The sequence below is a fragment of the Roseicyclus persicicus genome (assembly GCF_012395815.1).
Taxonomy (GTDB): Bacteria; Pseudomonadota; Alphaproteobacteria; order Rhodobacterales; family Rhodobacteraceae; genus Roseicyclus; species Roseicyclus persicicus.
This window is the reverse complement of sequence record NZ_JAAZQQ010000007.1, coordinates 95,308-121,787: the sequence shown is the minus strand read 5'-3', so window position 1 is coordinate 121,787 and position 26,480 is coordinate 95,308. Positions and strand designations below refer to the sequence as shown.

The window sequence follows — 26,480 nt, the reverse complement described above, 5'->3', positions numbered from 1 at the left end:
GCGGTCAGTCGAGGTTCGGCGGCGGGCGGCGAAAGATCTCGCGGAACACGCCGGGGGTCAGAATCGAAAGCGGGTTGACCGCCACCTGCGGGTTATCGGAGGGCCCCGTCAACCGGTAGGCAAAGCCGAACAGCCCCTCGCGCCGCGGCGAGAAGATCGCGCCGAACAGGCTGTTGACCGCGTTCAGCGGCGAGATCACGCCGGCCATGTCCAGCTGCCGGGTGGCCAGCGCGTAGGTTCCGTCCATCGACACGCCGAGCGAGGCGCCGAAGGCCACGCCTTCCTGCAAGATCAGCTGCGTCGGCGTGATGCGGAACCGCGCGTCGACCGTGCCGAGGTTGATGCCCTCCTCCGACAGCTGCTCCAAGAGCCCCACCACCGAGATCAGGTTCAGCAGCTCGGCCATGGCGGGCGCGTCGCGCAGCCGCGGGCTGTCGATGCTGAGGGTGCCGTCATAGGTGCCCTCGGCCCCGGTGGCGCGCAGAACCAGCTCCATCGCGCCGCCATAGGCCGAGCGGAACACGCCCGCCGACCGCAGCACCGCGCCGCCGTCCTCGGCCCTGATGCGCACCGCGGGGCCGGCCTCGGTCGCGACCAGCGTGCCGGTGATCGGCGCCTCGCCGTTGACCCGCGCGCGGAACTGGCCCGACAGGCCGCCGTCGGTGGTCAGCTCGGCCAGCAGCGCGGTCAGGGCGATGCCCTCGGTCACCTGCAGCCGGTCGAGCGTCGCCGTGATCGGCACCCCGGCCCCGGCCCCGCCGCCGCCCCGGCCCGCGGGCGCCGCGCCGCGCAGGTCGAGCGTGCCGCCCGTCACCTCGACCGCCGGCGGCCGCCCGCCGCCGCGGCCGATCAGGGCGCCGGTCACGTCGAGCCAGCGCCCGAGGCGGAAGCGGTCGGCCGTCAGCCGGTCGAAGCCGCCGCCCGGGCGCAGGCTGACCCGCCCCTCCAGCGTCAGCCCGCCCGCCTCCAGCGCCAGCCGCGTGACCTCGGGCGCGGGGCCGAGCCGGATCACCGCGTCCAGCCGCCCGGTCTGGCCCTGCGTCAGCCGCCAGCCCAGCGGCGGCAGCGCAAGCGCCGCCCCCGACAGGTCGGACGTGACCTGCAGGACCGGCGCGGCGCCGTCCGGCAGGTCGAGCACCAGCGCCGCCTCGGCCTGCCCGGACATCAGCCAGGCCGGCAGCGGCAGGCCAAGGTCGGCCAGCCGCTCGCGCGTCAGTCCGGTGCGGGCCTCGACCCGGGCGGCGGGCGCGGCGCCGGGGCCGAGGGGGCGGCTCCAGCTGCCCGTGACGGGCACGCCGTCAAAGCTCGCCCGCCCCGAGATGCGCACCGCCTCGGGGGTGACGGCGACCTGCAGCGCCTCGGCGGCGAGGCTGCGGCCGGGCACCAGCGTGTCCGAGGCAAAGCCGCGCACCGTGCCCGCGACCTCGAAGCGGGTGTCGCCCATCCCCTCCTGCCGCATCAGGCGGGTGACGATGGTGGCGTGCATCTCGGCCGCGCCGGTGCCGATCCGGGCGGGCGTCATCGCACTGCCCTGCATCAGCCGGACCGGCGGCGCCTGCAGCAGCGTCAGGAGGTCGGTCAGTTCGCCCGCGACCACAAGGTCCAGCTCGGCCTCGGGGCCCGGAACGCGGGTGTTGGCCACCGTCATGGTGGAGCCGTCCAGCGCCACCGCCGCCCCGCCCGGCGCCGCGATCTGGCCCTCGTCGAGGCGCAGCACCAGCCGCGGGCCCACCAGGCTGACATAGCCGGCGGCCCCGGTGATGGGGGGCAGCGCCGCGAGGGCGACCAGCTCGGCCTCGGTGAAGTCGAGGTCGAGCGCGACCTCGGGCGCCTGCCCCGGCGCGGCGCGCACCGCGACGTCCACGCCGTGCAGGCGCGCGGCCGGCAGGTTCCGGGCCAGCCATGTCCGGGTGGCCGGGATCGCGGCCTCGGGCCAGTAGGCCAGCACCTGCGCCGCCCCGGCCTCGGGCAGGCTGGCGTCAAGCGACAGGGCCAGCCCCGCCTCGGTGCCCCACAGCCGGCCATGGGCCGACAGCGCCAGCCCGTCGTCGAACAGCGCGGCCTGCCCGATCTCGATCTCGAGCCGGGGGGCCAGCGTGAGGCGCAGGTCCAGCGCCCCGCCATCCAGCGAAAGCGGCGCCGGGAACAGCTCGCCCGGGGCGAGGGTGATGTCGGACAGGCGGAACTGGGCGGTGTAGCGGCTGCCGTCGGGCGAGGCGTCGGCGTGGCCGGTGGCGTCGAAGCCCAGCTGCGGGGCGGACAGCGCGAGGCTGTCGAAGGTGATCCGGCCGCTGGTCGCGTCGTAGCGCAGCGCGGCGGCCACGCGGTCGAAGCCCAGCGGCGTCTCGGCGCCGTCCACCCGCAGCTGCCCCGGCCCGATGTCGAGCGAGACGCGCAGGTCGCCGACCGAGCCGTCCTCCATGAGCGCGCCGCCGAGGAACCCCGAGATCGGCGCGCGCATCAGGTCGACCCAGGCCAGCGCCGGGCCGATGGTGGCGACGTCGCGCGCGGCGACGCCGGAAAAGGCGAAGCCGAGGTTCGCGGTGCCGGTGCCCGCGTCGCGGGTGAGGGCGATGTCGAGGGTCGCCGCGCGGCTGCCCTCGAGCGCGCCGCCGAGGCTGAGGCTGAGCACGCCGTCCTTGCGTTCGAGCCGCATCCGCGCCTCGCGGACGCGCATCACCTGCCCGGTCATCGCGTCCTCCATCACCAGCTGCAGCCCGGTGCCGGTGACGCCCTCCAGCTCGGCGAAGGCGGGGCTGGCGAACATGGTGTCGAGGCGGGCGAGCGTCTCGGCCAGACTCAGCTCGCTGGCCGCGCCGCCCGCGATCAGGGCGAGGTCGATCTGCCCCGACGCGTCCCGCGCCAGCCGCAGCCCCGCCCCGGCCAGGTCGACGCGCAGCGGGTGCACCCGGCCCTGCAGCAGCGCGGCGGTCGACAGCTCGACCGACAGCGCGGGAAAGGCCGCGCGCGGCGCGCCGTCGGGGTCGGACAGGCGCAGGTCGCGCAGCGTCAGGCCCAGCTCGACCGTGCCCTCGGGGCGGCTGATCTCGATGGTGCCGATCTCGACCCGGTTGGCGGCCATGGCGGCGTCGAGGCGCGCCTCGATCCGGTCGGCGATCGGCCCGGGCAGCGCCAGCGGCGTGCCGCCGAGCCGGACGTAGAGCGCGCCCGCCGCCAGCGCCGGCAGGAGCAGCAGCCCGAGGGCCAGGAGCAGCAGCGCGACACGCCCCCGCCGCCGCCGGCGCGGGGGGCGCGCGCCGGGTGGGGCGCCGTCGGGGGTGGCCTGCCTGTCCGCTGTCATCTGCCTTGCCTGTCCGGGCTTTATCTTCGCCGCAATCCGCCTAGCTTGCAATTCGACCGGCGCCGGGCGGCGCCGCGAGCGATGACTGACCAGACGAGGACCCGATGACCGAGATAGGCGCCCCCGCCCCCGACTTCACCCTGCCCCGCGACGGCGGTGGCGAGATCACGCTGTCGGCGCTGCGCCCCAAGGCCGTGGTGCTGTATTTCTACCCCAAGGACGACACCTCGGGCTGCACCACCGAGGCCAAGGATTTCACCGCGATGGCCGCCGAGTTCGAGGCCGCCGGCGCCGTGGTGGTGGGTGTGTCCAAGGACAGCGTCAAGTCGCATGACAAGTTCGTGGCCAAGCACGGGCTGGGCGTGGTGCTGGCCTCCGACGAGGCCAGCGACGTGTGCGAGCGCTACGGGGTCTGGGCCGAGAAATCCATGTACGGCAAGACCTACATGGGGATCGAGCGGTCGACCTTCCTGATCGACGGGTCGGGCGTGCTGCGCGCGGAATGGCGCAAGGTCAAGGTGCCGGGCCACGCCGAGGCGGTTCTTGCGGCGGTCAAGGGGCTCTGAGGCCCGCGCGCCGCGGCGTTTTCCTGCAGGAAAACGGCACGAAAAACTCGAGTTTTTCGGTGCGGAAAACTCGAGTTTTCCGCGCGGCTTGACGACCGGCGCGCGCCCCGCCACACCGCGCCCATGACCGAGATGCTCCCCCTTGCCCGGATGGCCGAGGCCGTCCTGACCACCGCCGACGCGCGGGACAAGACCGCGCTGTCGCGCCGCCATGCCGCCGCCTGGCATGCCGCCCGCGCCGAGGGCCGGCTGCCCGAGATCGGCACCGCCGCCCCGCCGCTCCGCCCCGCGCGCCCCGACAAGCCCGACCTGCTGGCCCCCCGCGACGTGCCCCGCCGCCGCCCCGGCACCCGCGAGGGGCGCCTCGCGCTGCTGCACGCCGTGGCCCACATCGAGCTGAACGCCGTCGACCTGCACTGGGACATCATCGCGCGCTTCACCCATGTGCCGATGCCTTCCGGCTTCTACGACGACTGGGTGCGCGCGGCCGACGAGGAATCCAAGCATTTCAACCTGGTCGCCGATTGCCTGGAGGCGATGGGCAGCCACTACGGCGCGCTGCCCGCCCATGCCGGCATGTGGCGTGCCGCCGAGGACACGCGCGACGACCTGATGGGCCGCCTCGCCGTGGTGCCGATGGTGCTGGAGGCGCGCGGGCTCGACGTGACGCCGACGATGATCGAGACCTTCCGCAAGGCCAAGGACGACCCAGCGGCGGCGCAGGCGGTGGCCGCGCTGGAGGTGATCTACGCCGAGGAGGTGCACCACGTCGCCTATGGCTCGAAGTGGTTCCACTTCCTCTGCGGGCGCGAGAACGCCGACCCGAAGGACGCCTTTCACGGCCTTGTCCGCCACTATTTCCACGGCGCGCTGAAGCCGCCCTTCAACGAGGAAAAGCGCGCCGAGGCCGGCCTGCCGCCCGATTTCTACTGGCCGCTGGCCGATTGAGACCCGCGCGCGCGCCCCGGATCGGCGGATTTTTGCCCAAACCGGCCAAATTTCGGTGCTTTTTGGGCCGTGGCAGGATAGCCTGTTGAGGCAGTGCGCGGTCCTGAGTATTCCCCCAGTGGACCGCAGCCGGTCGGACAAGAACCGGCACGGGTCATAATAATCGGGGGGAAGATGGGGCAAACGACGTGACAGCACGGCTGATCGGCCGCTTGAATGCGGCCCTGGAACAGCGCCTGCCCGAGCAGCGGCTCTTCCTGAAATCCGACCAGGGCACACGATTCATCCGCCTGAGACCCGTGACGCAGGCCGCCATCCTGTCGGGCTTCGCGGTGGTCGTCGGATGGACGGTGATCGTCACCTCGGTGTTCCTGATCGACGCGATTTCCGCCGGCAACGCCCGCGAACAGGCCGCACGCGAAAGCCTGCTCTACCAGACCCGCCTGAACCAGCTCTCGCACGAGGTCGACGTGCGCAGCATGGAGGCGGTGCAGGCGCAGGAACGCTTTGCCACCGCGATGGACCAGGTCGCGGCGATGCAGGCCCGGCTTCTGGACAGCGAGGAGCGCCGCCGCGAGCTCGAGACCGCGGTCAACGTGATCCAGGCCACGCTGCGCCGCACCATCGACGAGCGCGACGGCTTCCGCACCGAGGTCGTCGCCCTGCGCAGCGAACTGCGCACCGAAACCGGCACTGCCCAGACCGCCGCCGCCCGCGAGGCCGAGCTCGGCCGCACAATCGAGGTGCTGGCGTCCGCGCTGGAGACCACCGCCGACCAGCGCGACGGCTCCGCCGTGCTGGTGGCCGAGGCCGCAACCGAGATCGACCGGCTGCAGTTCGAGGCCGCGCTCGCCGCCGAGCGGCAGGAGCGCGTGTTCCGCCAGATCGAGGAGGCCGTCGCCGTGTCGATGGAGCCGCTCGACCGGATGCTGTCGGCCTCGGGCATCCCGACCGACCGGCTGATCGGGCAGGTGCGCGCCACCTATTCCGGCCAGGGCGGCCCGCTGATGCCGATCGCGGTGTCCACCTCGGGCGACGGGGTGCCGGACGCCATGAGCCTGCGGGCCAACGAACTGCTGGAACAGCTCGACCAGATGAACCTGCACCGGATCGCGGCCGAGCAGCTGCCCTTCTCGATCCCGGTGCGCGGCAGCTTCCGCAACACCTCGGGCTTCGGCTACCGCAGCGACCCGTTCAACGGCGGTCGGCGGCTTCACGCCGGCATCGACTTCGCCGGGGCGCGCGGCACCAACATCGTGGCCGGCGGCGATGGCCGGGTGGTTTTCGCAGGCCGGCAAAGCGGTTACGGGCTGATGGTCGAGATCGACCACGGCTTCGGCATCACCACCCGCTACGCCCACCTGAGCCGGCTGCACGTCTCCGAGGGCGAAAGGGTCTCGCGCGGGGAGCATATCGGTGATATGGGCTGCACCGGACGGTGCACCGGCACGCACCTGCACTACGAAGTGCGGCGCAACGGCGATCCGGTGAATCCCATGACCTTCATCACGGCAGGACGCGATGTTTTCTAAATCCAAGATCAATGAACCCGGGCCGAAGGCGTCCGGCGCCGACAGCGCCCCCGCCTCCGCGTCCGATACGAAATCCAGCCCCAAGCCGGGAGCAGACATGTCCACCCCCACCTCGTCGCCCAAGTCCAAGCCCAACCCGTCGATCCTGAGTTCCGACCTGACGGTGACCGGCAACCTGCGCACCACCGGCGACATCCAGGTCGAGGGCACCGTGCAGGGCGACATCCGCGCCCACCTGCTGACCGTGGGCGAAAGCGCCAACATCGAGGGCGAGATCGTCGCCGACGACATCGTCGTGACCGGCCGCGTGATCGGCAAGGTGCGCGGCCTCAAGGTGCGCCTGACCTCCACCGCGCGGGTCGAGGGCGACATCATCCACAAGACCATCGCGATCGAGTCGGGCGCCCATTTCGAGGGCTCGGTGCAGCGCGCCGAGGATCCGCTGTCGACCGGCGCGTCGTCGTCGATGCCGCGCATGGCGCCGTCGACCCCCGCCCCCGCCGTGCCGCGCCCCTCGGCCGCCGGCCCCGCCCCGGGCGCGGACCTCAAGACCTCCTGAGCGCCAGGAGCCGCCGAAACAGGAAAAGCCGGGCCCGCCGCCCGGCTTTTTTCATGGCCGCCTCAGTCCAGCGGCACCAGCGCGCGGCGGTAGATGTGCCAGGTCGCGTGGCCCAGCACCGGCAGCACCACGAACAGGCCCAGCAGCCCCGGCACCATGCCGAGGAAGGTCAGCACCGCGATGGTCAGGCCCCACAGGATCATGACCCTGGGGTTCCGGCGCACCACGGCGATCGAGGTCAGCATCGCGGTGACGAAGTCCAGCTCCTTGTCCAGGAGCAGCGGCAGCGACACCGCCGTCAGGCAGAACAGCACGAAGGCGAAGGCCGCCCCGAACCCCGTGCCCACCAGCAGCATGGTCAGCCCCTCGGGCTGCAGCAGGTAGGCGTAGGAGGTGGTCACGTTGGTCAGCGCCGACGGCCCGAGGAACAGCGCGAACAGCATGTGCGCGAAGAAGGACCAGAACAGGAAGTAGACGATCACCACCCAGGACATCAGCGGCAACTGCCGCAGCCGCTGGCGCCAGATCACGCCGAAGATGTCGTTGCGCCGCCACTGCGTCTCGCCCGCCTCCAGCCGGCGCGACACCTCGTAGAGCCCCACCGCGAGGAAGGGGCCGATCAACGGAAAGCCCACGGTGATCGGGATCGCGTACCAGACCTGGTCGGTGACGAAGAAGAAGATGTAGAGAAGCCACCCCCCCACCACGTAGACGTGGGAAAAGAACAGCCCCATCATCGGCTTTCTGAGGTAGTCGCGCAGCCCCGCCCGCAGCGCCGCGCCGATGTCGGCCACCGCCATCTCGCGCACCGCCGGCACCTTGGAGGGCGCGGCATGGCCCAGGGTGTCGCTCATGGCCCCTCCTCCCCGACAGGCTCCGGTTTCCCGCGGGAAGTGTAGACCGGCCCCGGCGCACCCGCCAAGGGGGATCAGAGCGCGGGCAGCCTCCGCGCCGGCCAGCCGGTCGCGTCGTGGTAGGCGCGCCCCAGCGCCATCAGCATCGCGTCGGCCCCCGGCGCGCCGATCATCTGCACCCCGGCGGGCAACCCCTGCGCCCCGAAGCCCGCGGGCAGCGCCAGCGCCGGCAGCCCGCCCAGGCTCGCCGGCACCACCACCTCCATCCAGCGGTGATAGGTGTCCATCTCGCGGCCGCCGATCCGCTCGGGCCAGCGGTCCCCGACCGGGAAGGGCCAGACCTGCGTCGCGGGCAGCACCACGGCGTCGTAGCGGGCGAACAGGGCGCGCGCGGCCTCGAGCCAGGCCAGCCGCGTCTCGGCCGCCCATTCCACCTCGGCCCCCTTGCGGGCAAAGCCGTGGGTGATCTCCCACCTGGCCTGCGGCGGCAGCTGCGCCTGGGCGGCCTCGTCGCGCCAGTAGGGCCCGAGGCTCATCGCCACGGCGAACTGGCGCAGGATGGTCCAGCTCTCCCACAGCGCCGCGGCCGGATAGGGCGGCGCCACCGGCTCCACCGCCCAGCCTAAGCCCTCCATGGCGGCCAGCGCCGCCTCGGCCTGCGCCAGGATCCCGTCCTCCATCGTGTAGGCCCCGCCCCAGTCGCCCAGCCAGCCGATCCGCGGCCGCGCCGGCGCCTTGCCCGACCCGGCGCGGTAGGCGCCGTCGCTCAGCGTCTCCAGCAGGCGCTCCATGTCGGCCACGCTGCGCCCCATCGGCCCGTTGGTCGACAGCCGGTGCTGGATCACGCTGTCGCGCGGCTCGCCGGGCACCAGGCCCGCGGTGGGCCGGAAGCCATAGACGTTGTTCCAGGCGGCCGGGTTGCGCAAGCTGCCCATCATGTCCGACCCATCGGCCACCGGCAGCATCCGCGTCGCCAGCGCCGCCGCCGCTCCGCCCGAGGACCCGCCCGCGCTCCGCGACAGGTCATAGGGGTTGCGGGTGGCGCCGTAGACCTTGTTCACGGTGTGCGAACCAAGCCCGAAGGCCGGCACGTTGGTCTTGCCGATCACGATGGCGCCCGCCGCCCTGAGCCGCCGGGCCAGCCCGTCATCGACGGCCGGCACATGGTCCTTCATCAGCGGCGAGCCCGAGGTGGACCGGATCCCCTTCACCTCGATCAGGTCCTTGATCGCCACGGGCACGCCGTGCAGCCAGCCCTCCGCCGGCATCGCCTCGGCGATCCGCGCGGCCCCCATCAGCGTCTCGCGATCCCGCAACGCGACGATGGCGTTCACCTCGCCGTTCACCGCGTCGATCCGGGCCAGCACCGCGCGCATCACTTCGACCGGCGACACCTCGCGCCGCGCGATCAGCCCCGACAGCGCGCCCGCCTCCAGCTCCCACAGCTCGGCCATGCTCCCCCCTGCCCCCATCTTTGCTTTCCAAATACTCAATCGGCCGTGCCGCCAGCCTCCCGCGCCACGCCGGATCACCGCCTCGCCGTCGCCCGGACGAGGGCCCCCCGGGGGGGCCCGAGGACGGGCGCCGCCCTCAGTCCTCCGCGCGCGCCTCGGCCCGGCTCTTGCCCGACACGTTCAGCGCCAGCACGCTCGCCATCAGCCCGTCGAGGTCGCCATCGAGCACGCCGCCGGTGTCGCTGGTCTCGTAGCCCGTGCGCAGGTCCTTCACCATCTGGTAGGGCTGCAGCACGTAGGACCGGATCTGGTTGCCCCAGCCCGCCTCGCCCTTGGCCTCATGCGCCTCGGTGATCGCCGCGGTGCGCTTCTCCAGCTCCATCTGGTAGAGCCGCGACTTCAGCGCCTTCATCGCGATGTCCCGGTTCTGGTGCTGCGACTTCTCGGAACTCGTCACCACGATGCCGGTGGGTAGGTGGGTGATCCGCACCGCCGAGTCGGTCGTGTTCACGTGCTGGCCGCCCGCGCCCGAGGACCGGTAGGTGTCGATGCGGATGTCGTTGGCGTTGACCTCGATCTCGATGTTGTCGTCGACCACCGGGTAGACCCACACGCTCGCGAAACTCGTCTCGCGCGTGCCCTTGCCGAAGGGGCTGATCCGCACCAGGCGGTGCACGCCCGATTCCGACTTCAGCCAGCCATAGGCGTTCGGCCCCTTGACCTGGTAGACCACCGACTTGATGCCGGCCTCGGTGCCGGGCGACATGTCCTGCTGGTCCACCTCGAAGCCGCGGCTCTCGGCCCAGCGGACATACATCCGCGCCAGCATCTGCGCCCAGTCGCAGGCCTCGGTGCCGCCGGCGCCCGCGTTGATCTCGAGAAAGGCGTCGTTGCCGTCGGCCTCGCCGTCCAGCAGCGCCTCCAGCTCCTTCTGCGCCGCGGTGCCGACCAGCTCGGCCAGCGCCGCCTCGGCCTCGGCCACCACCTCGGCGTCGCCCTCGGCCTCGCCCAGCTCGATCAGCTCGACATTGTCGCTCAGCCCCGCGCGGATCGCCTCGTAGGTGCCCAGCCGGTCGACCAGCATCTGCCGGTCGCGCATCAGCTTCTGCGCGCGGGCCGGGTCGTTCCAGAGGTTGGGGTCCTCGACGCGGGCGTTGAATTCCTCAAGCCGGTGCTGCGCGGTCTCCAGCCCCAGCCGCTGGCCCAGGAGCGTCAGCGACTTGCGGATCTTCTCGATGTTGGCTTGCGTCTCGGCGCGCATCTGGCTCGGCCCCTTGTCTCGTCAGGGGGCTGATATACCAGCCCCGAAGCGCGGGACAAGGCCGCCGCGCGCGCCCCGCGGCGCCCCTAGTAGAGCCCACCCGAGCTGAGCGTGCCGAAGCCGCTCTGGCTCGGCACCCGCGCCGCCTCGCCGGTCGAGGTGGTCACCGTCTGGTCCGCGTCCACCGCGCCGTCGCCCGCCTCGCCCTCGCCGCGGCTGACCAGCGGCAGGTCCGAGCCCATGCCCCAGCCGCCGTCGATGATCGACAGGATGCCGAAATACGGCTCCTCGCCCTCGCGGAACAGCTCGTAGACCACGTCGGGGCCCTGCGCGCCGTCGGGCAGGCGCTGACCGGAGTAGCGGTCGATGGGGAAGAACACGCCGCCCTCGGGCACCGCGAAGGGGCCGCCGCCGTATTCGCGCACGGCCTCCTGCATGAACTCGTTGAACACCGGCGCGCACATGCCCCCGCCCGAGGCGCCCGAACCCAGCGGCCGGGGCGTGTCGTAGCCGATGTAGCAGCCCGCCGCGATGGTCGAGGTGAAGCCCACATACCAGACGTCGCGCGCGTCGTTGGTGGTGCCGGTCTTGCCGGCCGAGGGCACCGGCAGGTCGATCCGCCCCGCCGCGGTGCCGCGGGTGACGACGCCCTGCATCATCGAGGTCAGCTGGTAGGCGGTGATCGGGTCGATCACGCGCTCGCGGTTCGACACGATGGCGGGCGCCATGCCGGGCTGCAGCGACGCCAGCTGGCAGTCGGGGCAGAGCCGCTGGTCATGGCGGTAGACGGTGTTGCCCCAGCGGTCCTGGATGCGGTCGACCAGCGTCGGCTCCACCCGCTCGCCGCCGTTGGCGAACATCGCGTAGGCCGCCACCATGCGGTAGAGCGTGGTCTCCTGGCTGCCCAGCGAGTTGGCGAGGAAGGGCTGCATGTCGTCGTAGACGCCGAAGCGCTCGGCGTAGCGGGCGACGGTCTCCATGCCCACGTCCTGGGCCAGCCGCACGGTCATCAGGTTGCGGCTGAGCTCGATCCCGGTGCGCAGCGGCGACGGCCCGTAGAACTGGTTCGACGCGTTCTGCGGGCGCCAGACCCCCTCGGGCGTCTGCACCTCGATGGGCGCGTCGATGACGATGGTGTTGGGGCTGTAGCCGCTGTCGAGCGCGGCGGCGTAGACGAAGGGCTTGAACGACGAGCCCGGCTGCCGCGTCGCCTGGGTGGCGCGGTTGAACGACGACTGCTGGTAGGAGAACCCCCCCTGCATCGCCAGCACCCGGCCGGTGTTCACGTCCATCGCCATGAAGGCGCCCTGCACCTCGGGCACCTGCCTGAGCGTCCAGCGCAGGAAGCTGCCGTCGCTGTCCCGCGTCATGGCGCGCACATGCACCACGTCGCCGACCGACAACAGGTCGCCGGCCACGCGCGCCTGCGGCCCGCGGCTGCCGTCCTCGCGCAGGGGCCGGGCCCAGGTCACATCCTCGGCGGGGATGAAATGGCCGTCCTCGTCCTCCTCCACGCCCTCGATGCCGATGCGGGCCGCGTTCTGCCCGACCTCCAGCACCACGGCGGCGGACCAGCCCTCGATGTCGCGGGCGATCTCGGCCTCGGCCAGCGCGGCGCGCCAGCTGTCCTCGTCGGTCAGGCGGGCGGGGTCGATGGTGTCGACCGCGCCGCGCCAGACGCCCTGCTCGCGGTCGAAGCGCTCCAGCGCCCGGCGCAGCGCGCGCTCGGCCACCACCTGGAGGCTTTCGTCCATGGTGGCGCGGACGGAATAGCCGCCGGTGAAGAACTCGTCCTCGCCGTATTGCGCCGACAGCTGGCGGCGGATCTCGTCGGTGAAGTAGTTCCGCGGCGGCATCGCGGTGCGGAACGGCTCGATATGGCCGCCCTGCACGGTTTCCAGCGGCGCGGCGGTGGCGCGCTCCATCTCGGCGCGGGTGATGTAGCCGTTCTCGAACATCTCGCGCAGCACGTAGTTGCGGCGGCTGACCGCGCGCTCGTAGTCGCGCACCGGGTGGAAGTTCGACGGCGCCTGCGGCAGCGCGGCGAGGTAGGCCGCCTGTTCCAGCGTCAGGTCCTCGAGATTGGCGTTGAAATAGGTCTGGGCCGCGGCGGCGACGCCGTAGGAGTTCTGCCCGAGGAAGATCTCGTTGAGATAAAGCTCGAGGATGCGCTCCTTCGACAGGGCGGTCTCGATCCGGGCGGCGAGGATGATCTCGCGCACCTTGCGCTCCACCGTGCGCGACCCGTCGAGCAGGAAATTCTTCATCACCTGCTGGGTGATGGTCGAGGCGCCGCGCACGTCGCGGCCGCGGCTGCGCACCGCCTCGACGAAGGCCGCGGCGATGGCGCGGGGGTCGTAGCCGCCGTGCTCGTAGAAGTTCCGGTCCTCGGCCGAGACGAAGGCATGGGCAACGAGGTCGGGGATCTCCTCGGCGGGCACGAACAGGCGGCGCTCGGTGGCGAACTCGTCGACGATCATGCCTTCGCGGGAATAGATCCGGCTGATCGTGGGGGGCTGGTAGTTGGCCAGCGCCTCGTGGTCGGGCAGGTCGCGGGAATACATGTAGAGGATGCCGCCCACGGCCACCGCCACGGCAAAGATGCCGAGCGTCACGGCGGTGAAGATCGCGCCGAAGAAGCCAATGGTGAATCGGATCATGGGGGCCGCCCGTTCCTGTTGGGGATGCTATACCTGCAACCCCCTGTCCGGGCAAATCACATGCGCGGGTTTCCGCAGGGAGCGTTTTCCTCGAGGAAAACGCACGGGAAACCTCGAGGTTTCCCTTGCGGAAAACGCGCGTTTTCCGCCGCCCCCTATTGCCGGGCCAGCGCCATGCGCGCGGCATCCGCCTCGGCCCAGCCGAGGATCGCCTCGACCAGCGCCGCCTGCATCTGCGCGCGCCAGTCGGGGTCGAGGATGTCGCCGAGGTCGCGGGCATCCGACATGAAGCCGATCTCCAGCAGCACCGAGGGGATGTCGGCCGCCCGCAGCACGGTGAAGCCCGCCTCGCCCTGCGGGTCGGGATGGAGCCTGAGCCCCGCCGCGCCGATCCCCTCGACCAGCGCGGTGGCCAGCGCGGCGCTGCGCGGGGCGGTCTCCAGCCGGGCGAGGTCCATCAGCACGCCGGCCACCACGTCGTCGGCCCCGTGCAGGTCGATGCCCTGCAACAGATCGGCGCGGTCGTGCTGTTCGGCCAGCGCCTCGGCGGCGGCGTCCGACGCGGTGTCTGACAGCGTGTAGACCGTCGCGCCGCGCGCGGTGCCTTCGGCCAGCGCGTCGGCGTGGATCGAGATGAACAGGTCGGCCCCGGCCGCGCGCGCCAGCGTCACGCGGGTCGGCAGCGGCACGAAGAGGTCGGCGTCGCGGGTCAGCACCACCTCGGCCCGGCCGCTGCGGCGGAGCGCGTCGCGCAGTTCGCGCGCGAAGGTCAGGACAAGGTCGGCCTCGGTATGCTCGCCCCGCACGGCGCCCGGGTCGACGCCGCCATGGCCGGGGTCGAGCACCACGACAAGGCGCCCGTCGCCCGCCGCGCCCGCCCCCTCGGGCAGCACCGCGGGGGGGGCCGTGGCCTCGGGCGGGGTGCCGGCGGCGGCGCGGAACTCGGCCTCGGGCACCGGCACGAGGCGCAGCGCGACGGCGGCGCGGCCGGTGGCGGGGTCGGTCGTCATCGCGGCGGTCGTCGGCGCGAAGGGCGCGGACAGGGTCAGCACGAGGCGCGACCAGCCCGCCGTGCGCGCCGGGCCCGCCTCCATCGCCTCGATGCCGGGGGGCAGATCCGCGGTGTCGGCCCAGTCGCCAAAGGCCACCTCGCGGAAATCCACCACCACGCGGGCCGGGTCGGCCAGGGTGAAGACGCGGAAGGGCACCGGCTGGCTGAGGCCGAGGGTGATGTCGATGCCGGTCTCGCCGCCGTGCAGCCGCGTCTCCTCGGGCAGGAGCCGGGCCAGCGCGCCGAAGCCCTGCGCCGGGGCGGCGAGGGCGGTGAGGCAGACCGCGAGCGCGGCCAGAAGGGGCATCAGGACTGCTCGGCGCACGGGGTTCTGTCCCGGGTCTGGTGGGGGTTCGGGCAGACTAGCAGAGCCCGCCGTCCGGCCCAAGACCAGATCAGCCGCGCGCGGCGAAGAAGGCGGCCAGCCGCGCGACCCCTTCCTCGATCTCGGGGGTCGAGCGGGCGTAGGAGAGCCGCAGGAACCCCGCGCCGCGGGACTTGTCGAAATCGAGGCCGGGGGTGACGGCGACGCCGGCCTTGTCGAGGATCTCGGCGGACAGCGCGAGGCTGTCACCGGTCAGGTGCGAGACGTCGAGGTAGAGGTAGAAGGCGCCGTCGGCCGGCGCCACGCGCGTGAGGCACGCGGCGGCGAGACCGTCGATCAGGATGCGGCGGTTGCGGGCATAGACCTCGCGGTGGGCGTCGAGCTCGGCCCGGCCCTCGGGGCTGAGCGCGCCGAGGGCGGCGACCTGGCTCGCGTGGGCGGGGCAGATGAACATGTTCTGGGCGAGGCGTTCGACCACGCGGACATGATCCGGCGGCACCACCATCCAGCCCAGCCGCCAGCCGGTCATCGAGAAGTATTTCGAGAAGGAATTGATGACGTAGACGTCGTCGGTGACCTCGAGCGCGCTGACGGCGGGGCCGTCGTATTGCAGGCCGTGGTAGATCTCGTCGGAGATCAGCGCGATGTCGCGCCCGGCGCAGGCGTCGGCCAGCGCGGCCAGCTCCGGCTTGCCCAGCATGGTGCCGGTGGGGTTGGCGGGGCTGGCCACGATCAGGCCGGCGAGATCGTCCGACAGGTGGTCGGGCGTCGGCTGGTAGCGGGTGTCCAGATCGGTCTGCAGGCCAACGGGCGTCAGGCTCATCGCCGTCAGGATCTGGCGGTAGGAGGGGTAGCAGGGCTCGCCCAGGCCCACCCGGTCGCCCGCGTCGAAAAGGGCGGAGAAGGTCAGCAGGAACCCGCCCGAGGCGCCCGAGGTCAGGATCACGCGGGCGGGGTCGAGGTCGATCCCATACCACTCGCCGTAGAGCGCCGCGATGGCCGCGCGCAGGTCGGGGCGGCCGAGGGCCACGGTGTAGCCGAGCGGCCCCTTCTCCATCTCGGCGGCCAGCCGGGCGCGGGCGGCGGCGGGGGCGCCGGTGCCGGGCTGGCCCACCTCCATGTGGATGATGGAGCGGCCGGCCTCCTCGGCGGCGCGGGCGGCCTCCATGACATCCATGACGATGAACGGATCGACGGCGCTGCGGCGCGAGACGCGCATGGGGGATCCTCCGGGCTGGTCCGGGGGCCTTGAACCAGCCGGGGCGGCCTGCGTCAACGCCCCTGTCGGCGGTCACGGGCCTGTGAGGGGGGCGCGGCCGCATCGCGGCTGGCAGGGGCTGCGCGATGTGCTAGGAGGGGGAAACGCCCGACAACGAGGGAACCCACCCGTGCTGAGACCGCTGTTCGCCGCCCCTGCCCTGGCCCTGGGCCTGGCCCTGAGCCTCGCCGCCCCCGCCGGCGCCATCGACCTCGACAACATGAGCGAGGCCGAGCGCGCCGCCTTCCGCGCCGAGGTGCGGGCCTACCTGCTCGACAACCCCGAGGTGCTGATGGAGGCCATCGCCGTGCTGGAGAACCGGCAGGCCGCCGCCGAGGTGGAGCGCGACGCGATGGCGGTGGCGGCCAATGCCGACGCGCTGTTCGCCTCGGCCTACGACGTGGTGCTGGGCAACCCCGAGGGCGACATCACCATCGTCGAGTTCATGGACTACCGCTGCGGCTACTGCCGGCGGGCGCACCCCGAGGTGGTGGACCTGCTGGAGCTCGACGGCAACATCCGGCTGGTCGTGAAGGAGTTCCCGATCCTGGGCGAGCAGTCGGTGCTGGCCTCGCGCTTCGCCATCGCGACCCGCATCGCGCTGGGGGACGAGGGCTATGCCGTGATCCACGACGCGCTGATGGAGATGCGCGGCGACGTGACCGAGCCCGCGCTGATGGCGCTGGCCGAGGAGAACGGGCTCGACAGCGCGGCGATCATGGCGGCGATGGGCGACCCGCTGATCGAGGCGACGATCGAGTACAACCACGCGCTGGCCCAGCGGCTGGCGATCTCGGGGACGCCGAGCTTCGTGTTCGGCGACCAGATGGTGCGGGGCTACGTGCCGCTCGATGCGATGATCGAGATCGTGGACATGGTGCGCAGCGTGAACTGACGCCGGCCTGTCCCGGAAACAGGAAGGGCGCCCCGAGGGGCGCCCTTTTTCGTTGTGGGGGATGGCGGTCAGCCGAGCGACCACCAGCCGCGGCGCTTGGGCTTGGGCGGGCCGTCCTCGGCGGCGGCCGGGGCCAGCTCGGGCTCGGGCTGCGGCGCGGGCGCGGCGGCGGTCTCCGGTTCGGGCTGAGGCGCGGGCGCGGGCTCCGGCTCCGGGGCGGGCGCCTCGGCTTCCGCTTCGGCGGCGGCAGGCTCAGGCGCGGGCTCGGCGGGGGCTTCCTCGACCGGCTTCTTGCGGCTGCGCGGGGCGCGGGTGCGCTTGGGCTTGGCGGCGGGGGCGGGTTCGGCCGCCTCCTCGGCCGCGGGTGCGGCCTCCTCGGCGGGGGCCTCAGGGGCCGCGTCGGCGTCGACCGTGGCGTCGGCGCCGGTCGCGGCCCCGCCCTCCGCGGTGTCGTCGTCGCCCTCGTCGCCGTCGTCGTCATCCGCGCCGGTGTCGCCGTTCTCGGACCCCTCCATCATCTCGCCGTTCTTCTTGCGGCGCCCACGGCCCCCGCGGCGGCGGCGGCGCTTCTTGCGGGGCTGCTCGTCGCCGGCGGCGCCCTCGGGGGCGGCAGGCGCGGCGGGCGCGGCGGCGGCGGTCTCTTCGACCTCCTCCTCCTCGGCCTCGACGATGTCCTCCTCCTCCTCGACGAGGTCATCCATCAGCGAGGCGTCCATGGCGATGACGGGCGCGACGGCCACGATCCGGCGCGTCGCGGTCTTGAAGCGCTCCATCTTGTAGTCGGGCGGCACCATCGACGGGTCCGCCTCGATGCGGATGGCCATGCCGTAGCGCGCCTCGATGGCGGTCATGTAGTCGCGCTTCTCGTTCATGAGGAAGTTCACGATGCCGACGGGCGCGGTGACCTTCACCTCCTTGGCGCGGCCCTTGGGCCCCTCCTCCTCGAGCTGGCGCAGGATCGACAGTGCGAGGCTGTCGTCCGACCGGATCAGGCCGGTGCCGTGGCAATGCTTGCAGGGCTGGGTCGTGGCCTCGAGCATCCCGGGGCGCAGGCGCTGGCGGCTCATCTCCAGCAGACCGAAGGCCGAGATCCGGCCCACCTGGATGCGGGCGCGGTCGGTCTTGAGCTTGTCCTTCAGCTTCTTCTCGACGGCGGCGTTGTTGCGGCGCTCGTCCATGTCGATGAAGTCGATGACGATCAGGCCCGCGAGGTCGCGCAGGCGCAGCTGGCGGGCGATCTCCTCGGCGGCCTCGAGGTTGGTCTTGAGCGCGGTCTCCTCGATCGAGCCTTCCTTGGTGGCGCGGCCGGAGTTCACGTCGATGGCGACCAGCGCCTCGGTCACGCCGATCACGATGTAGCCGCCGGATTTCAGCTGCACCGTGGGGTTGAACATGTCGGCGAGGTAGCCCTCGACCTTGTGGCGCGCGAACAGCGGCGTGGGGTCGGTGTAGTGCTTCACGTTCTTGGCGTGGGACGGCATGATCATCTTCATGAAGTCCTTGGCGTGCCGGTAGCCGGCGTCGCCCTCCACGATCACCTCGTCGATCTCGCGGGTGTAGAGGTCGCGGATCGAGCGGTGGATCAGGTCGCCTTCCTGGTAGATCGGCGCGGGCGCGATCGACTTGAGCGTCAGCTCGCGGATCTGTTCCCACTGGCGCTGCAGGTATTCGTAGTCGCGCTTGATCTCGGTCTTGTTGCGCTGGCTGCCGGCAGTGCGGATGATCAGGCCCGCGCCCTGCGGCACGTCGATGCCCTGCGCGATTTCCTTGAGCTTCTTGCGGTCGGCGGCGTTGGTGATCTTGCGGGAGATGCCGCCGCCGCGCGCGGTGTTGGGCATCAGCACGCAGTAGCGGCCGGCGAGCGACAGGTAGGTGGTCAGCGCCGCGCCCTTGTTGCCGCGCTCCTCCTTGACGACCTGCACCAGCATGATCTGGCGGACCTTGACGACCTCCTGGATCTTGTACTTCCGCGGCCGCGGCTTGCGAGTCGGGCGGATGTCCTCGGCGGTGTCGTCGTCGGACACGGTCTCGGCGGCGGTGGGCGCCTCGGCCTCGTCCTCGGGGTGATCGTGGTCGTGGTGGTGGTCGTCGGCGTGGTCGTGGTCGTCGCCGGCGGCCTCGTCCGTCCCGGCGGCCGGGGCCTCATCGGCGGCGGTGTCCTCGGCGCCGTCGGCGGCCTCGGGGTCGTCGTCCTCGCTGAAGTCCAGCACCTCCATCCCGGAGGGCACGCCGGCCTCGCCGGTGGTCACGGCGTCGGAGGCGGCGGCCTCGGCGCGGGTGTCGGAGGTCTTGCGGCGGCGGGTGCGGCGGGCGCGCTTGGGCTTCGCCTCCTCCTCGGCCTCCTCGGCCATGGCCTCGGCGTATTCCCGCTCCTCGCGCAAGAGCGCCTCGCGGTCGGCGACGGGGATTTGGTAGTAGTCGGGGTGGATTTCCGAGAAGGCGAGGAAGCCGTGCCGGTTCCCGCCGTAATCGACGAAGGCGGCCTGCAGCGAGGGTTCGACCCGCGTGACCTTTGCCAGGTAGATGTTGCCTGCGAGTTGCCGCTTGTTCAGCGACTCGAAATCGAACTCCTCGACCTTGGTTCCGTCGACCACCACGACCCGGGTCTCTTCCGGGTGGGTGGCATCGATGAGCATCTTCTTTGCCATTGTATCCTTGCCCGCGACGGGCCGCGCGCGCGCCCCGGCGGTGCGTCGCACCGGACGGCGGGGGCCATGTCGCGATATGTCTGAAGGGCGAGCCCGGGGGCGCTGGCCGCGGCGGGTGCATCAAGCCCCCTCCGTCTCGCCATGTCTGTGCCCGTGCGGTGCATCGCGTCTGTCTCCGACCGCTCCGGGTGCCCCGAGGCGGCCACTCATGCCCCGTTGCGGGGGCGGTTCGGGATGGGCCGGAGGACGGTCGCGCCCGCGGCCCGAGTGACCTGCGGTCCCTGTCGCGCAGGTTTCACGGCGCGGATGAGGGATGCAGAGAAACTGGTTGGACCGGCGCAAGGGCCGGTCAGGACACATTAAGGGGCGGCGCGCGGAAATGGCAATGCCAATTCGTGACGGGGAGGCCGGGGCCTCCAAAGGGCGTGGACGAGGTCCACCGGCCCTTCCTGAACCCGAGGGTTGACGTGGCCGGCGCCGGGATTGCAGGCTCACGGGTTCATGAAGTGTTTGAGGAGGTTGGAAAATGTCGATGAGACAGCCGATTTACACACCCGAAGGACCCATCGAGGTCAGCTTGGTGGGCGGGACGGAAAAGGGCGTGCCCCCCTGTTCCGGCCCGGCCTGCGGGTCGCTGCGGATGCGATGGTCCGGGCGCAAGCTCATCCTCCTCAACTCCGGCGCCGACGACATGACGGTCCGGGTCTGGTTTGCCGACATTGTCGGCGGATCGGGGGTCTCTCAGCGGGTGACCCTCTGGCCGGGAGACCGCGAAGAGGTCGAGATACCGCGCCACCTTCTTGGCGTGCGGCGTGTCGAGGCGAGCTTCGGCGCGGGCCTGACCGAAAGCGAGGAAGACGCCGCGCACGTCCTCGGTGCAAGCGACGGCGCGCCCGCGGAGGGCTACTGGCACTACCGCGTGGACCGGTCCCGCGAGCCTTGGGTCTTCTCCTTCGAGACCCCGCCCTATCGGCGATACGTCCGGGCCTGGACGGGCCCCTACCCCTCGCCCTACGCCGAATTCTGGATGGGCGTCGGCGACACCCATCTGGTATCGCCCGGCCAATGGATGCAGGGATTGGTCGATGGGCGCTGGTCGCGCCTGACCGACGTCGACCGCCGGTAGACGGGTCGGAGGGGCGGCGCCGCCGCGGCGCCGCGCCCTAACCTCACAGGTAGTCGGACCGGCTGAGGCCGTATTTCGCCATCTTCTCGTTCAGCGTCCGGCGCGGCAGGCACAACTCCTCCATCACCGAGGCGATGGAGCCGCGGTGGCGGCGCATGGTGTTGTCGATCAGCATGCGCTCGAAGGCCTCGACGTATTCCTTGAGCGGCTTGCCCTCGCCGATGGCCTGCGGCGCGATCTCGGCGTTGTCGGCCATCAGGAGCGAGGCGATGGACCCCGAGCCGCGGCGCTGCTGCAGGATCGCGCGCTCGGCGATGTTGATGAGCTGGCGCACGTTGCCGGGCCAGGGGGCCTGCAACAGCTGCGCGGCCTCCTGCGCGGTGACCTGCGGCGCCTCGGTGCCGTATTCCTCGGCGAACTGCTCGCCGAAGCGGGTGAACAGCGTCAGGATGTCCTCGCCGCGCTGGCGCAAGGGGGGCAGGTCGATGCGCATGGCGGCGAGCCGGTAGAACAGGTCGGGGCGGAGCGCGCTTTCGCACTGCTCGGGCTCGGGCGCGTTGCAGATGGCGACGATGCGCGTCTCGGCCGGCGTGCCCTGCTCGTTGATGACGGTCAGCAGGCGCGCCTGCAGCGGCTGCGGCAGGCTTTCGATATCCTCCAGCACCAGCGTGCCGCCGCGCGCCTGTTCCACCAGCGGCTTGTCCTGATCCTCGCCCACCGGCCCGAAGAGCTTGGCGGCCAGCGTCGCCTCGTCATGGGCAGCGCAGGACAGGGTGACGAAGCTTTTCCCCGCGCGCGGCCCCACGGCATGGAGCGCGTGGGCGACCAGCGTCTTGCCCGTGCCGGTCTCGCCGGTGATCAGCACATGCCCGTCGGCCTGCCCGAGGTCGAGGATATCCTCGCGCAGCCGCTCCATCACGCCGCTCGTGCCGATCAGCTTGCGCATCAGCACGGTGCCGTCCGACAGCTCGCGCCGGAGCGCCCGGTTGTCGAGCGTGAGCCGCCGCTGCTGCGCCGCGCGCTTGGCGAGGTCGGTCATGCGGTCGGGGTTGAAGGGCTTTTCCAGGAAGTCGTAGGCACCGATCCGCATGGCCTCCACCGCCATCGGCACGTCGCCGTGGCCGGTGATGAGGATCACGGGCAGGCCGCTGTCCACGCCCATCAGGCGCTTGAGGAAGGCCATGCCGTCCATGCCCGGCATCTTCACGTCGGTCACCACCACGCCCGGCCAGTCGGGGCCGATGGCCTTTAGCGCCTCCTCGGCGGAGGCGTAGGTTTCCGTCTCGAAGCCCGACAGCGCCAGCCACTGGCTGATCGACTGCCGCATATCCTGCTCGTCGTCCACGATCGCAATCTTCATCGCGGGTCGTCCTTTCCTTATTGCGCCGCCTGCGCGCCCTCGCCGCCGATCAGCGGCAGCCGGACCTCGAACACCGCGCCGCCGCCCTCGCCGTTGCGGGCGGTCAGCCGCCCGCCGAGGTCGGTCACGATGCCCGACGAGATGGCGAGGCCCAGCCCCACCCCCTCGCCGGCCTTCTTGGTCGTGTAGAAGGGCTCGAACAAGGCGTCGAGATCGTCAATCCCCTTGCCGCTGTCGCGCACGGTCAGCACCGCCTCCTCGCCCTCGGCGATCAGCAGGTCGAGCTCGCGCTTGGGCACGTCCTTCATCGCGTCGAGCGCGTTGCGCAGGAGGTTGATGATCACCTGCTCCAGCCGCAGCCGGTCGGCCATCACCATGACCGGGCGGCGCGGCAGGCTCTGGGTGATCTCGACGCGGGTGGTGCGCAGCTGCGGCTCCATCATCGTCATCGCGCCCTTCAGCGCGTCGCGCAGGTCGACCGGCTCGAAGGCGTCGCCGCCCTTGCGCGCATAGGATTTCAGCTGCCGCGTGATCGCGCCCATCCGGTCGATCAGGTCGTCGATCCGCTGGAAGCTGGAGGCCGCCTCCTCCACCCGCTTGCGCTGGAGGAGCAGCCGCGCCCCGGCGAGGTAGGTCTTCATCGCGGCGAGCGGCTGGTTCAGCTCGTGGGACACGGCCGCCGACATCTCGCCGAGCGCGGCGAGTTTCTGGCTCTGGGCGAGGCTCTGTTCGGCCTCCTCCAGCGTCCGTTCGACCCTCTGGCGCTCGGCGATTTCCCGCTGCAGCCGCGCGTTCAGGCGGCGCAACTCCGCCGATTCCCGCAGGAGCCGGACCGACTGGCTCCGGGCGCGGCGGCTGACGACGTAGAAGCCGCCCGCCAGCAGGAGCGCGAATCCCATGATCTCGAGCGCGAGGACCGCGTTCACCCGCTCCCGCACCGAGGTGTAGGCGGTGTAGCTGACGATGCGCCAGCCGCGGAACGGGATGCGGCTTTCCAGCCGGATCGTGTCGGAGCCGAAGAAATCGGGGCGGCGGTCACCGAAGGCGAACTCGCCGGTGGCCTCGAGCGCGCGCTGGATCGCGCTTTGCGGCGGTTGCAGGGCCAGCGCCTCGGCCTCGGTGCGGCCGCGCCAGCGCGGCTCGGTCGACAGGATGATCTCGCCCTGGCTGTTGACCAGGAACACCGCCTCGGAGGCGCCGCGCCAGCGGTCGACGATGCGGGCAAGGTCCACCTCGACCAGGATCACGCCGAGGAGCCGGTTGTCCTGCCCGCGCATGGCGCGGGAAAAGGTGAAGTCGTAGCGCCCGGTGTCGGGTTCATTCGAGGTGAACACCGTGTCGGGCGAGCGCGCGGCCTGCACGAAGAAGGGGTCGCTGTTGCGCAGCTGCCCCAGCCGGGACCGGTCGGTCGCGGCCACGATCCGCCCCTCGCGGTCCAGCAGCACCAGCGACGCCGCCCCGATCTCGTCGACGTAGGAGATCAGCCGCTGCGAGGTGTCGGTAAAGCTCATCTGCTCCAGCGACCGGATCAGCACCGGGTCGCGCGACAGCAGCAGCGGCACCACCGAATGGCGCTGCAATTCCGACTGCACGGTGCCCGAGTAGATCGCCAGCCGGATCTCGGCGCGGTTGCGCGTGGTCTCGGTGAAGCGCTGGGTCAGGTAGGCGTTCGACACCCAGATCGCCGCCACCGCGGCGGCGAGGAACAGGACCAGCAGGCCGCGCAGCACCCAGGCGCGGCGGCGCTGGCGGCTGTCGGGCTGGCTCTGGGTCTCGGCGAGGCTCATGGGCGACATGCTAGGTGCCCGGGGACCGCCGCTCAAGGGCGGCGCCTCAGGCCGAGACCAGCGCGTCGGCGAGGCTGCGGAACATCGGCATCCCGTCAGTGCCGCCCTGGGCGGCGTCCACCACCCGTTCGGGGTGCGGCATCATCCCCAGCACGCGGCGGTTGGGGCTGAGGATGCCGGCGATGTCGTCCATCGCGCCGTTGGGACTGCCGACATAGCGGAAGGCGACCCGGTCCTCGGCCCGGAGCGCGGCCAGCGTCTCGGGGTCGGCGACGTAGTTGCCGTCATGGTGCGCGACCGGCACCGCGATCTCCTGCCCGGCCCGGTAGCCGGCGGTGAAGGCGCTGTCGGCGGTCTCGACCCGCAGGGCCTGCATCTTGCAGACGAACTTGAGGCCCGCGTTGCGCATCAGCGCCCCCGGCAGAAGCCGCGTCTCGCACAGCACCTGGAACCCGTTGCAGATGCCCAGCACGTAGCCGCCCCGCTCGGCATGGGCCGCCACCGCCCGCATGATCGGCGACTGCGCCGCGATGGCGCCGCAGCGCAGGTAGTCGCCGTAGGAAAACCCGCCCGGCACGCCGACGATGTCGGTGCCCTCGGGCAGGGCCGCGTCCTTGTGCCAGACCATCGCCGTGTCGAAGCCCGCGGCGCGGAAGGCCACGGCAAGGTCGCGGTCGCAGTTGGAGCCGGGGAAGACGAGGACGGCGGCGCGCATGGGGTGTGGTCCTTTCGCGGGGTCTAGCGGGTGAAGTCGGAGATGACGGCGACGCCGGGGGGCGCGGGGCCGTCGAACAGGGCAAGTTCCGCCGAGGCATCGGACAGGGCCACGCGGCGGGCGATCATCGGCGTCAGGTCCAGGCGGGTGGCGGTCAGGAAGTCGAGAAGCGCGGGGTAGCGGTGCGCGGGCATCCCGCGCGTGCCGTATATGGCGAGCTGGCCGGAATAGACAACGTCCCAGGGCAGCGCGACGCGGGCGTGATCGCCCGCGGGCATCCCCACCTGCACCATGCGCCCGAGCTTGCGCAGCGACCTGAGCGCCGCCTCGGCGGTGACGGGAAACCCCAGCGCCTCGACCGCGACATGGGCGCCGCCGCCGGTGGCGGCCTTCATCGCCTGCGCCGGGTCCTCGCCGCGGGCGTCGATGGCGACCTCGGCCCCCAGCGCCTGCGCCAGCGCGAGCTTCTCCGGCACCACGTCGGCCACGGCGACCCGCGCCCCCATCGCGCGCCCCAGCATCAGCGCCGCAAGGCCCACGCCGCCCGCGCCCCAGATGCCCAGCCATTCACCGGGCTTCAGCGCCGCCCGCCCCGTCAGCGCGTGCCAGGCCGTCGTCACCCGGCAGCCGAGCGCGGCGGCCAGCGCCGGGTCCATGCCGTCCGGCAGCCGCGCCAGGTTCACGTCGGCCCGCGGCACCGCGATGGCCTCGGCAAAGGCGCCGTCGACGGTGAAGCCCGGCACGACCTGCGTGGCGCAAATGGTCTGGTTGCCCTGCTGGCAGTCGGGGCAGCGCCCGCAGGCCAGGATGAAGGGCGCGATCACCCGGTCGCCCCTGCGCCAGCGCGTGACCTCGGGGCCGGCCTCCAGCACCACGCCGCAGAACTCGTGGCCGGGGACATGGGGCAGCTGCACGTCGGGGTCGGCGCCGGTCCAGGCGTGCCAGTCCGACCGGCAGATGCCGCAGGCCAGCACCTGCACCACCACCCCGTCGGGCGGGCAGGCGGGATCGGGCAGATCGGCGATCTCGAGGGGCGCGCGCCAGCCGGTCAGCCGGGCGGCCCGCATCAGCCGATCTCCACCCGGTAGCTTTCGATCACGGTGTTGGCGAGCAGCTTCTCGCACATGGCCGTCACCTCGGCCTCGGTGGTGCCGGCGGCCAGGTCGAGCTCGATCACCTTGCCCTGCCGCACGCCCTCGACGCCGGCAAAGCCCAGCGTCCTCAGCGCCGATTTCACCGCCTCGCCCTGCGGGTCCAGCACGCCCTGCTTCAGCATCACGGTCACGGTGGCCTTCATGCGCCCGCCCCCTTCATCTTTCCTCAAATACGCAATCCCGGCGGTCGCGCCCGCGCCGTCAGTTGATCAGCGTGGGCTTGGTCACGCCGGTGCCCGGCCCCGGCATCACGCCCAGCCGGCGCGCCACCTCGGTGTAGGCGTCGGCCAGGTTGCCGAGGTCGCGGCGGAACACGTCCTTGTCCAGCTTCTTGCCGGTCTCGATGTCCCACAGCCGGCACGAGTCGGGGCTGATCTCGTCGGCCACGATCAGGCGCATGTAGTCGCCGTCCCAGATCCGGCCGATCTCGATCTTGAAGTCCACCAGCTTGATGCCGACGCCCAGCATCAGGCCCGACAGGAAGTCGTTCACGCGCAGCGCGAGGCTGACCATGTCGTCGAGGTCCTGCTGGGTGGCCCAGCCGAAGGCGATGATGTGCTCCTCGGACACCAGCGGGTCGCCCAGCTCGTCGTTCTTGAAGTAGAACTCGACGATGGGGCGCGGCAGGGCGGTGCCCTCCTCGATGCCGAGGCGCTTGGAGATGGAGCCGGCGGCGACGTTGCGGACCACCACCTCCAGCGGGATGATCTCGACCGCGCGGATCAGCTGCTCGCGCATGTTGAGGCGGCGGATGAAATGGGTCGGCACGCCGATGGCGTTCAGCCCCGACATGAAGAACTCGGACAGGCGGTTGTTTAGGACGCCCTTGCCCTCGATGGTGGCGCGCTTTTCCGCGTTGAACGCGGTGGCGTCGTCCTTGAAATACTGCACCAGCGTGCCGGGCTCGGGGCCTTCATAGAGGATCTTGGCCTTGCCCTCGTAGACCTTCTTGCGGCGTGCCATGCTGTCTTCCCGGATGAGTCGTTGGGGCGCCGTCGTCGCAACGCGCCCTTGGTCTGGCTGCGC

General features: G+C 71.8%; 20 protein-coding genes. 6 read left to right on the top strand and 14 right to left on the bottom strand.

Going from position 1 to position 26,480, the window contains the following annotated elements; genetic code table 11:
• Positions 1 to 4 precede the first annotated feature (4 nt).
• Complete coding sequence (locus HCU73_RS17525) at positions 5 to 3,301, bottom strand: YhdP family protein (RefSeq protein WP_168624783.1); 3,297 nt, start codon at positions 3,299 to 3,301, stop codon at positions 5 to 7.
• Between the two features lie 104 nt (positions 3,302 to 3,405).
• On the opposite strand from HCU73_RS17525, the gene HCU73_RS17520 reads away from it, so the two are divergent.
• From HCU73_RS17520 to HCU73_RS17505, 4 genes are all read left to right on the top strand, one after another.
• Positions 3,406 to 3,867: a peroxiredoxin gene (locus HCU73_RS17520; protein WP_168624782.1), complete on the top strand. Its 462-nt coding sequence runs from the start codon at positions 3,406 to 3,408 to the stop codon at positions 3,865 to 3,867.
• Positions 3,868 to 3,999: 132 nt separating this feature from the next.
• Complete coding sequence (locus HCU73_RS17515; RefSeq protein WP_168624895.1) at positions 4,000 to 4,815, top strand: ferritin-like domain-containing protein; 816 nt, start codon at positions 4,000 to 4,002, stop codon at positions 4,813 to 4,815.
• Between the two features lie 188 nt (positions 4,816 to 5,003).
• Positions 5,004 to 6,347 carry a DUF5930 domain-containing protein gene (locus HCU73_RS17510; RefSeq protein WP_168624781.1) on the top strand — a complete coding sequence of 448 codons (1,344 nt, stop codon included), beginning with the start codon at positions 5,004 to 5,006 and terminating at the stop codon, positions 6,345 to 6,347.
• Positions 6,337 to 6,906 (top strand): bactofilin family protein, encoded by a 570-nt coding sequence (locus HCU73_RS17505; protein WP_168624780.1) that lies wholly within the window; start codon positions 6,337 to 6,339, stop codon positions 6,904 to 6,906. The genes HCU73_RS17510 and HCU73_RS17505 overlap by 11 nt, the downstream gene beginning before the upstream one ends.
• Positions 6,907 to 6,968: 62 nt before the next feature.
• Here HCU73_RS17505 and HCU73_RS17500 read toward each other — a convergent pair whose 3' ends face one another.
• The 6 genes from HCU73_RS17500 to HCU73_RS17475 all read right to left on the bottom strand — a co-directional run bounded on the left by HCU73_RS17500 (position 6,969) and on the right by HCU73_RS17475 (position 15,730).
• The gene (locus tag HCU73_RS17500; protein WP_168624779.1) at positions 6,969 to 7,760 is read right to left on the bottom strand and encodes a DUF2189 domain-containing protein; all 792 of its coding nucleotides are present in this window, start codon (positions 7,758 to 7,760) and stop codon (positions 6,969 to 6,971) included.
• Positions 7,761 to 7,834: 74 nt separating this feature from the next.
• The gene (locus tag HCU73_RS17495) at positions 7,835 to 9,214 is read right to left on the bottom strand and encodes an amidase (RefSeq protein WP_239025621.1); all 1,380 of its coding nucleotides are present in this window, start codon (positions 9,212 to 9,214) and stop codon (positions 7,835 to 7,837) included.
• A 136-nt stretch (positions 9,215 to 9,350) separates the two neighbouring features.
• Positions 9,351 to 10,475 (bottom strand): peptide chain release factor 2, encoded by a 1,125-nt coding sequence (gene prfB / locus HCU73_RS17490; protein ID WP_168624777.1) that lies wholly within the window; start codon positions 10,473 to 10,475, stop codon positions 9,351 to 9,353.
• A gap of 86 nt (positions 10,476 to 10,561) precedes the next feature.
• Positions 10,562 to 13,135: a penicillin-binding protein 1A gene (locus HCU73_RS17485; protein WP_168624776.1), complete on the bottom strand. Its 2,574-nt coding sequence runs from the start codon at positions 13,133 to 13,135 to the stop codon at positions 10,562 to 10,564.
• Positions 13,136 to 13,290: 155 nt separating this feature from the next.
• Positions 13,291 to 14,493: an N-acetylmuramoyl-L-alanine amidase gene (locus HCU73_RS17480; RefSeq protein WP_168624894.1), complete on the bottom strand. Its 1,203-nt coding sequence runs from the start codon at positions 14,491 to 14,493 to the stop codon at positions 13,291 to 13,293.
• 88 nt (positions 14,494 to 14,581) lie between these two features.
• Positions 14,582 to 15,730, bottom strand: a complete 1,149-nt coding sequence (locus tag HCU73_RS17475; RefSeq protein ID WP_168624775.1) for a pyridoxal phosphate-dependent aminotransferase — start codon at positions 15,728 to 15,730, stop codon at positions 14,582 to 14,584.
• Between the two features lie 169 nt (positions 15,731 to 15,899).
• On the opposite strand from HCU73_RS17475, the gene HCU73_RS17470 reads away from it, so the two are divergent.
• Positions 15,900 to 16,664 (top strand): DsbA family protein, encoded by a 765-nt coding sequence (locus HCU73_RS17470; RefSeq protein ID WP_338052134.1) that lies wholly within the window; start codon positions 15,900 to 15,902, stop codon positions 16,662 to 16,664.
• Positions 16,665 to 16,732: 68 nt separating this feature from the next.
• On the opposite strand, the gene HCU73_RS17465 is transcribed toward HCU73_RS17470, so the two are convergent.
• Positions 16,733 to 19,312: an Rne/Rng family ribonuclease gene (locus tag HCU73_RS17465; RefSeq protein ID WP_168624774.1), complete on the bottom strand. Its 2,580-nt coding sequence runs from the start codon at positions 19,310 to 19,312 to the stop codon at positions 16,733 to 16,735.
• A 526-nt stretch (positions 19,313 to 19,838) separates the two neighbouring features.
• Between HCU73_RS17465 and HCU73_RS17460 the strand changes: the two genes are divergently transcribed.
• On the top strand, positions 19,839 to 20,438 hold the full coding sequence (locus tag HCU73_RS17460) for a hypothetical protein (protein ID WP_168624773.1): 600 nt from the start codon (positions 19,839 to 19,841) through the stop codon (positions 20,436 to 20,438).
• A 43-nt stretch (positions 20,439 to 20,481) separates the two neighbouring features.
• On the opposite strand, the gene HCU73_RS17455 is transcribed toward HCU73_RS17460, so the two are convergent.
• The 6 genes from HCU73_RS17455 to purC are packed head-to-tail and all read right to left on the bottom strand — an operon-like array spanning position 20,482 to position 26,417.
• A complete protein-coding gene (locus HCU73_RS17455; protein WP_168624772.1) occupies positions 20,482 to 21,798 on the bottom strand; it encodes a sigma-54-dependent transcriptional regulator in 1,317 nt (438 codons plus the stop codon).
• A gap of 17 nt (positions 21,799 to 21,815) precedes the next feature.
• A complete protein-coding gene (locus tag HCU73_RS17450; RefSeq protein WP_239025620.1) occupies positions 21,816 to 23,585 on the bottom strand; it encodes a sensor histidine kinase in 1,770 nt (589 codons plus the stop codon).
• 46 nt (positions 23,586 to 23,631) lie between these two features.
• Positions 23,632 to 24,300 carry a phosphoribosylformylglycinamidine synthase subunit PurQ gene (gene purQ / locus HCU73_RS17445; protein WP_168624770.1) on the bottom strand — a complete coding sequence of 223 codons (669 nt, stop codon included), beginning with the start codon at positions 24,298 to 24,300 and terminating at the stop codon, positions 23,632 to 23,634.
• A 23-nt stretch (positions 24,301 to 24,323) separates the two neighbouring features.
• Positions 24,324 to 25,367: a zinc-dependent alcohol dehydrogenase family protein gene (locus tag HCU73_RS17440; RefSeq protein ID WP_168624769.1), complete on the bottom strand. Its 1,044-nt coding sequence runs from the start codon at positions 25,365 to 25,367 to the stop codon at positions 24,324 to 24,326.
• Positions 25,367 to 25,597: a phosphoribosylformylglycinamidine synthase subunit PurS gene (gene purS, locus HCU73_RS17435; protein WP_168624768.1), complete on the bottom strand. Its 231-nt coding sequence runs from the start codon at positions 25,595 to 25,597 to the stop codon at positions 25,367 to 25,369. Before purS ends, HCU73_RS17440 begins: the two co-directional genes overlap by 1 nt.
• A gap of 58 nt (positions 25,598 to 25,655) precedes the next feature.
• The gene (purC, locus tag HCU73_RS17430; protein WP_168624767.1) at positions 25,656 to 26,417 is read right to left on the bottom strand and encodes a phosphoribosylaminoimidazolesuccinocarboxamide synthase; all 762 of its coding nucleotides are present in this window, start codon (positions 26,415 to 26,417) and stop codon (positions 25,656 to 25,658) included.
• Positions 26,418 to 26,480 lie beyond the last annotated feature (63 nt).

Bases quoted from the DNA above. Each gene is read 5' to 3' on its own strand.
- HCU73_RS17525 (WP_168624783.1), bottom strand. From the start codon at position 3,301: ATGACAGCGGACAGGCAGGCCACCCCCGACGGCGCCCCACCCGGCGCG.
- HCU73_RS17520 (WP_168624782.1), top strand. From the start codon at position 3,406: ATGACCGAGATAGGCGCCCCCGCCCCCGACTTCACCCTGCCCCGCGAC.
- HCU73_RS17515 (WP_168624895.1), top strand. From the start codon at position 4,000: ATGCTCCCCCTTGCCCGGATGGCCGAGGCCGTCCTGACCACCGCCGAC.
- HCU73_RS17505 (WP_168624780.1), top strand. From the start codon at position 6,337: ATGTTTTCTAAATCCAAGATCAATGAACCCGGGCCGAAGGCGTCCGGC.
- HCU73_RS17500 (WP_168624779.1), bottom strand. From the start codon at position 7,760: ATGAGCGACACCCTGGGCCATGCCGCGCCCTCCAAGGTGCCGGCGGTG.
- HCU73_RS17495 (WP_239025621.1), bottom strand. From the start codon at position 9,214: ATGGCCGAGCTGTGGGAGCTGGAGGCGGGCGCGCTGTCGGGGCTGATC.
- prfB (WP_168624777.1), bottom strand. From the start codon at position 10,475: ATGCGCGCCGAGACGCAAGCCAACATCGAGAAGATCCGCAAGTCGCTG.
- HCU73_RS17485 (WP_168624776.1), bottom strand. From the start codon at position 13,135: ATGATCCGATTCACCATTGGCTTCTTCGGCGCGATCTTCACCGCCGTG.
- HCU73_RS17480 (WP_168624894.1), bottom strand. From the start codon at position 14,493: ATGCCCCTTCTGGCCGCGCTCGCGGTCTGCCTCACCGCCCTCGCCGCC.
- HCU73_RS17475 (WP_168624775.1), bottom strand. From the start codon at position 15,730: ATGCGCGTCTCGCGCCGCAGCGCCGTCGATCCGTTCATCGTCATGGAT.
- HCU73_RS17465 (WP_168624774.1), bottom strand. From the start codon at position 19,312: ATGGCAAAGAAGATGCTCATCGATGCCACCCACCCGGAAGAGACCCGG.
- HCU73_RS17460 (WP_168624773.1), top strand. From the start codon at position 19,839: ATGTCGATGAGACAGCCGATTTACACACCCGAAGGACCCATCGAGGTC.
- HCU73_RS17455 (WP_168624772.1), bottom strand. From the start codon at position 21,798: ATGAAGATTGCGATCGTGGACGACGAGCAGGATATGCGGCAGTCGATC.
- HCU73_RS17450 (WP_239025620.1), bottom strand. From the start codon at position 23,585: ATGAGCCTCGCCGAGACCCAGAGCCAGCCCGACAGCCGCCAGCGCCGC.
- purQ (WP_168624770.1), bottom strand. From the start codon at position 24,300: ATGCGCGCCGCCGTCCTCGTCTTCCCCGGCTCCAACTGCGACCGCGAC.
- HCU73_RS17440 (WP_168624769.1), bottom strand. From the start codon at position 25,367: ATGCGGGCCGCCCGGCTGACCGGCTGGCGCGCGCCCCTCGAGATCGCC.
- purS (WP_168624768.1), bottom strand. From the start codon at position 25,597: ATGAAGGCCACCGTGACCGTGATGCTGAAGCAGGGCGTGCTGGACCCG.
- purC (WP_168624767.1), bottom strand. From the start codon at position 26,417: ATGGCACGCCGCAAGAAGGTCTACGAGGGCAAGGCCAAGATCCTCTAT.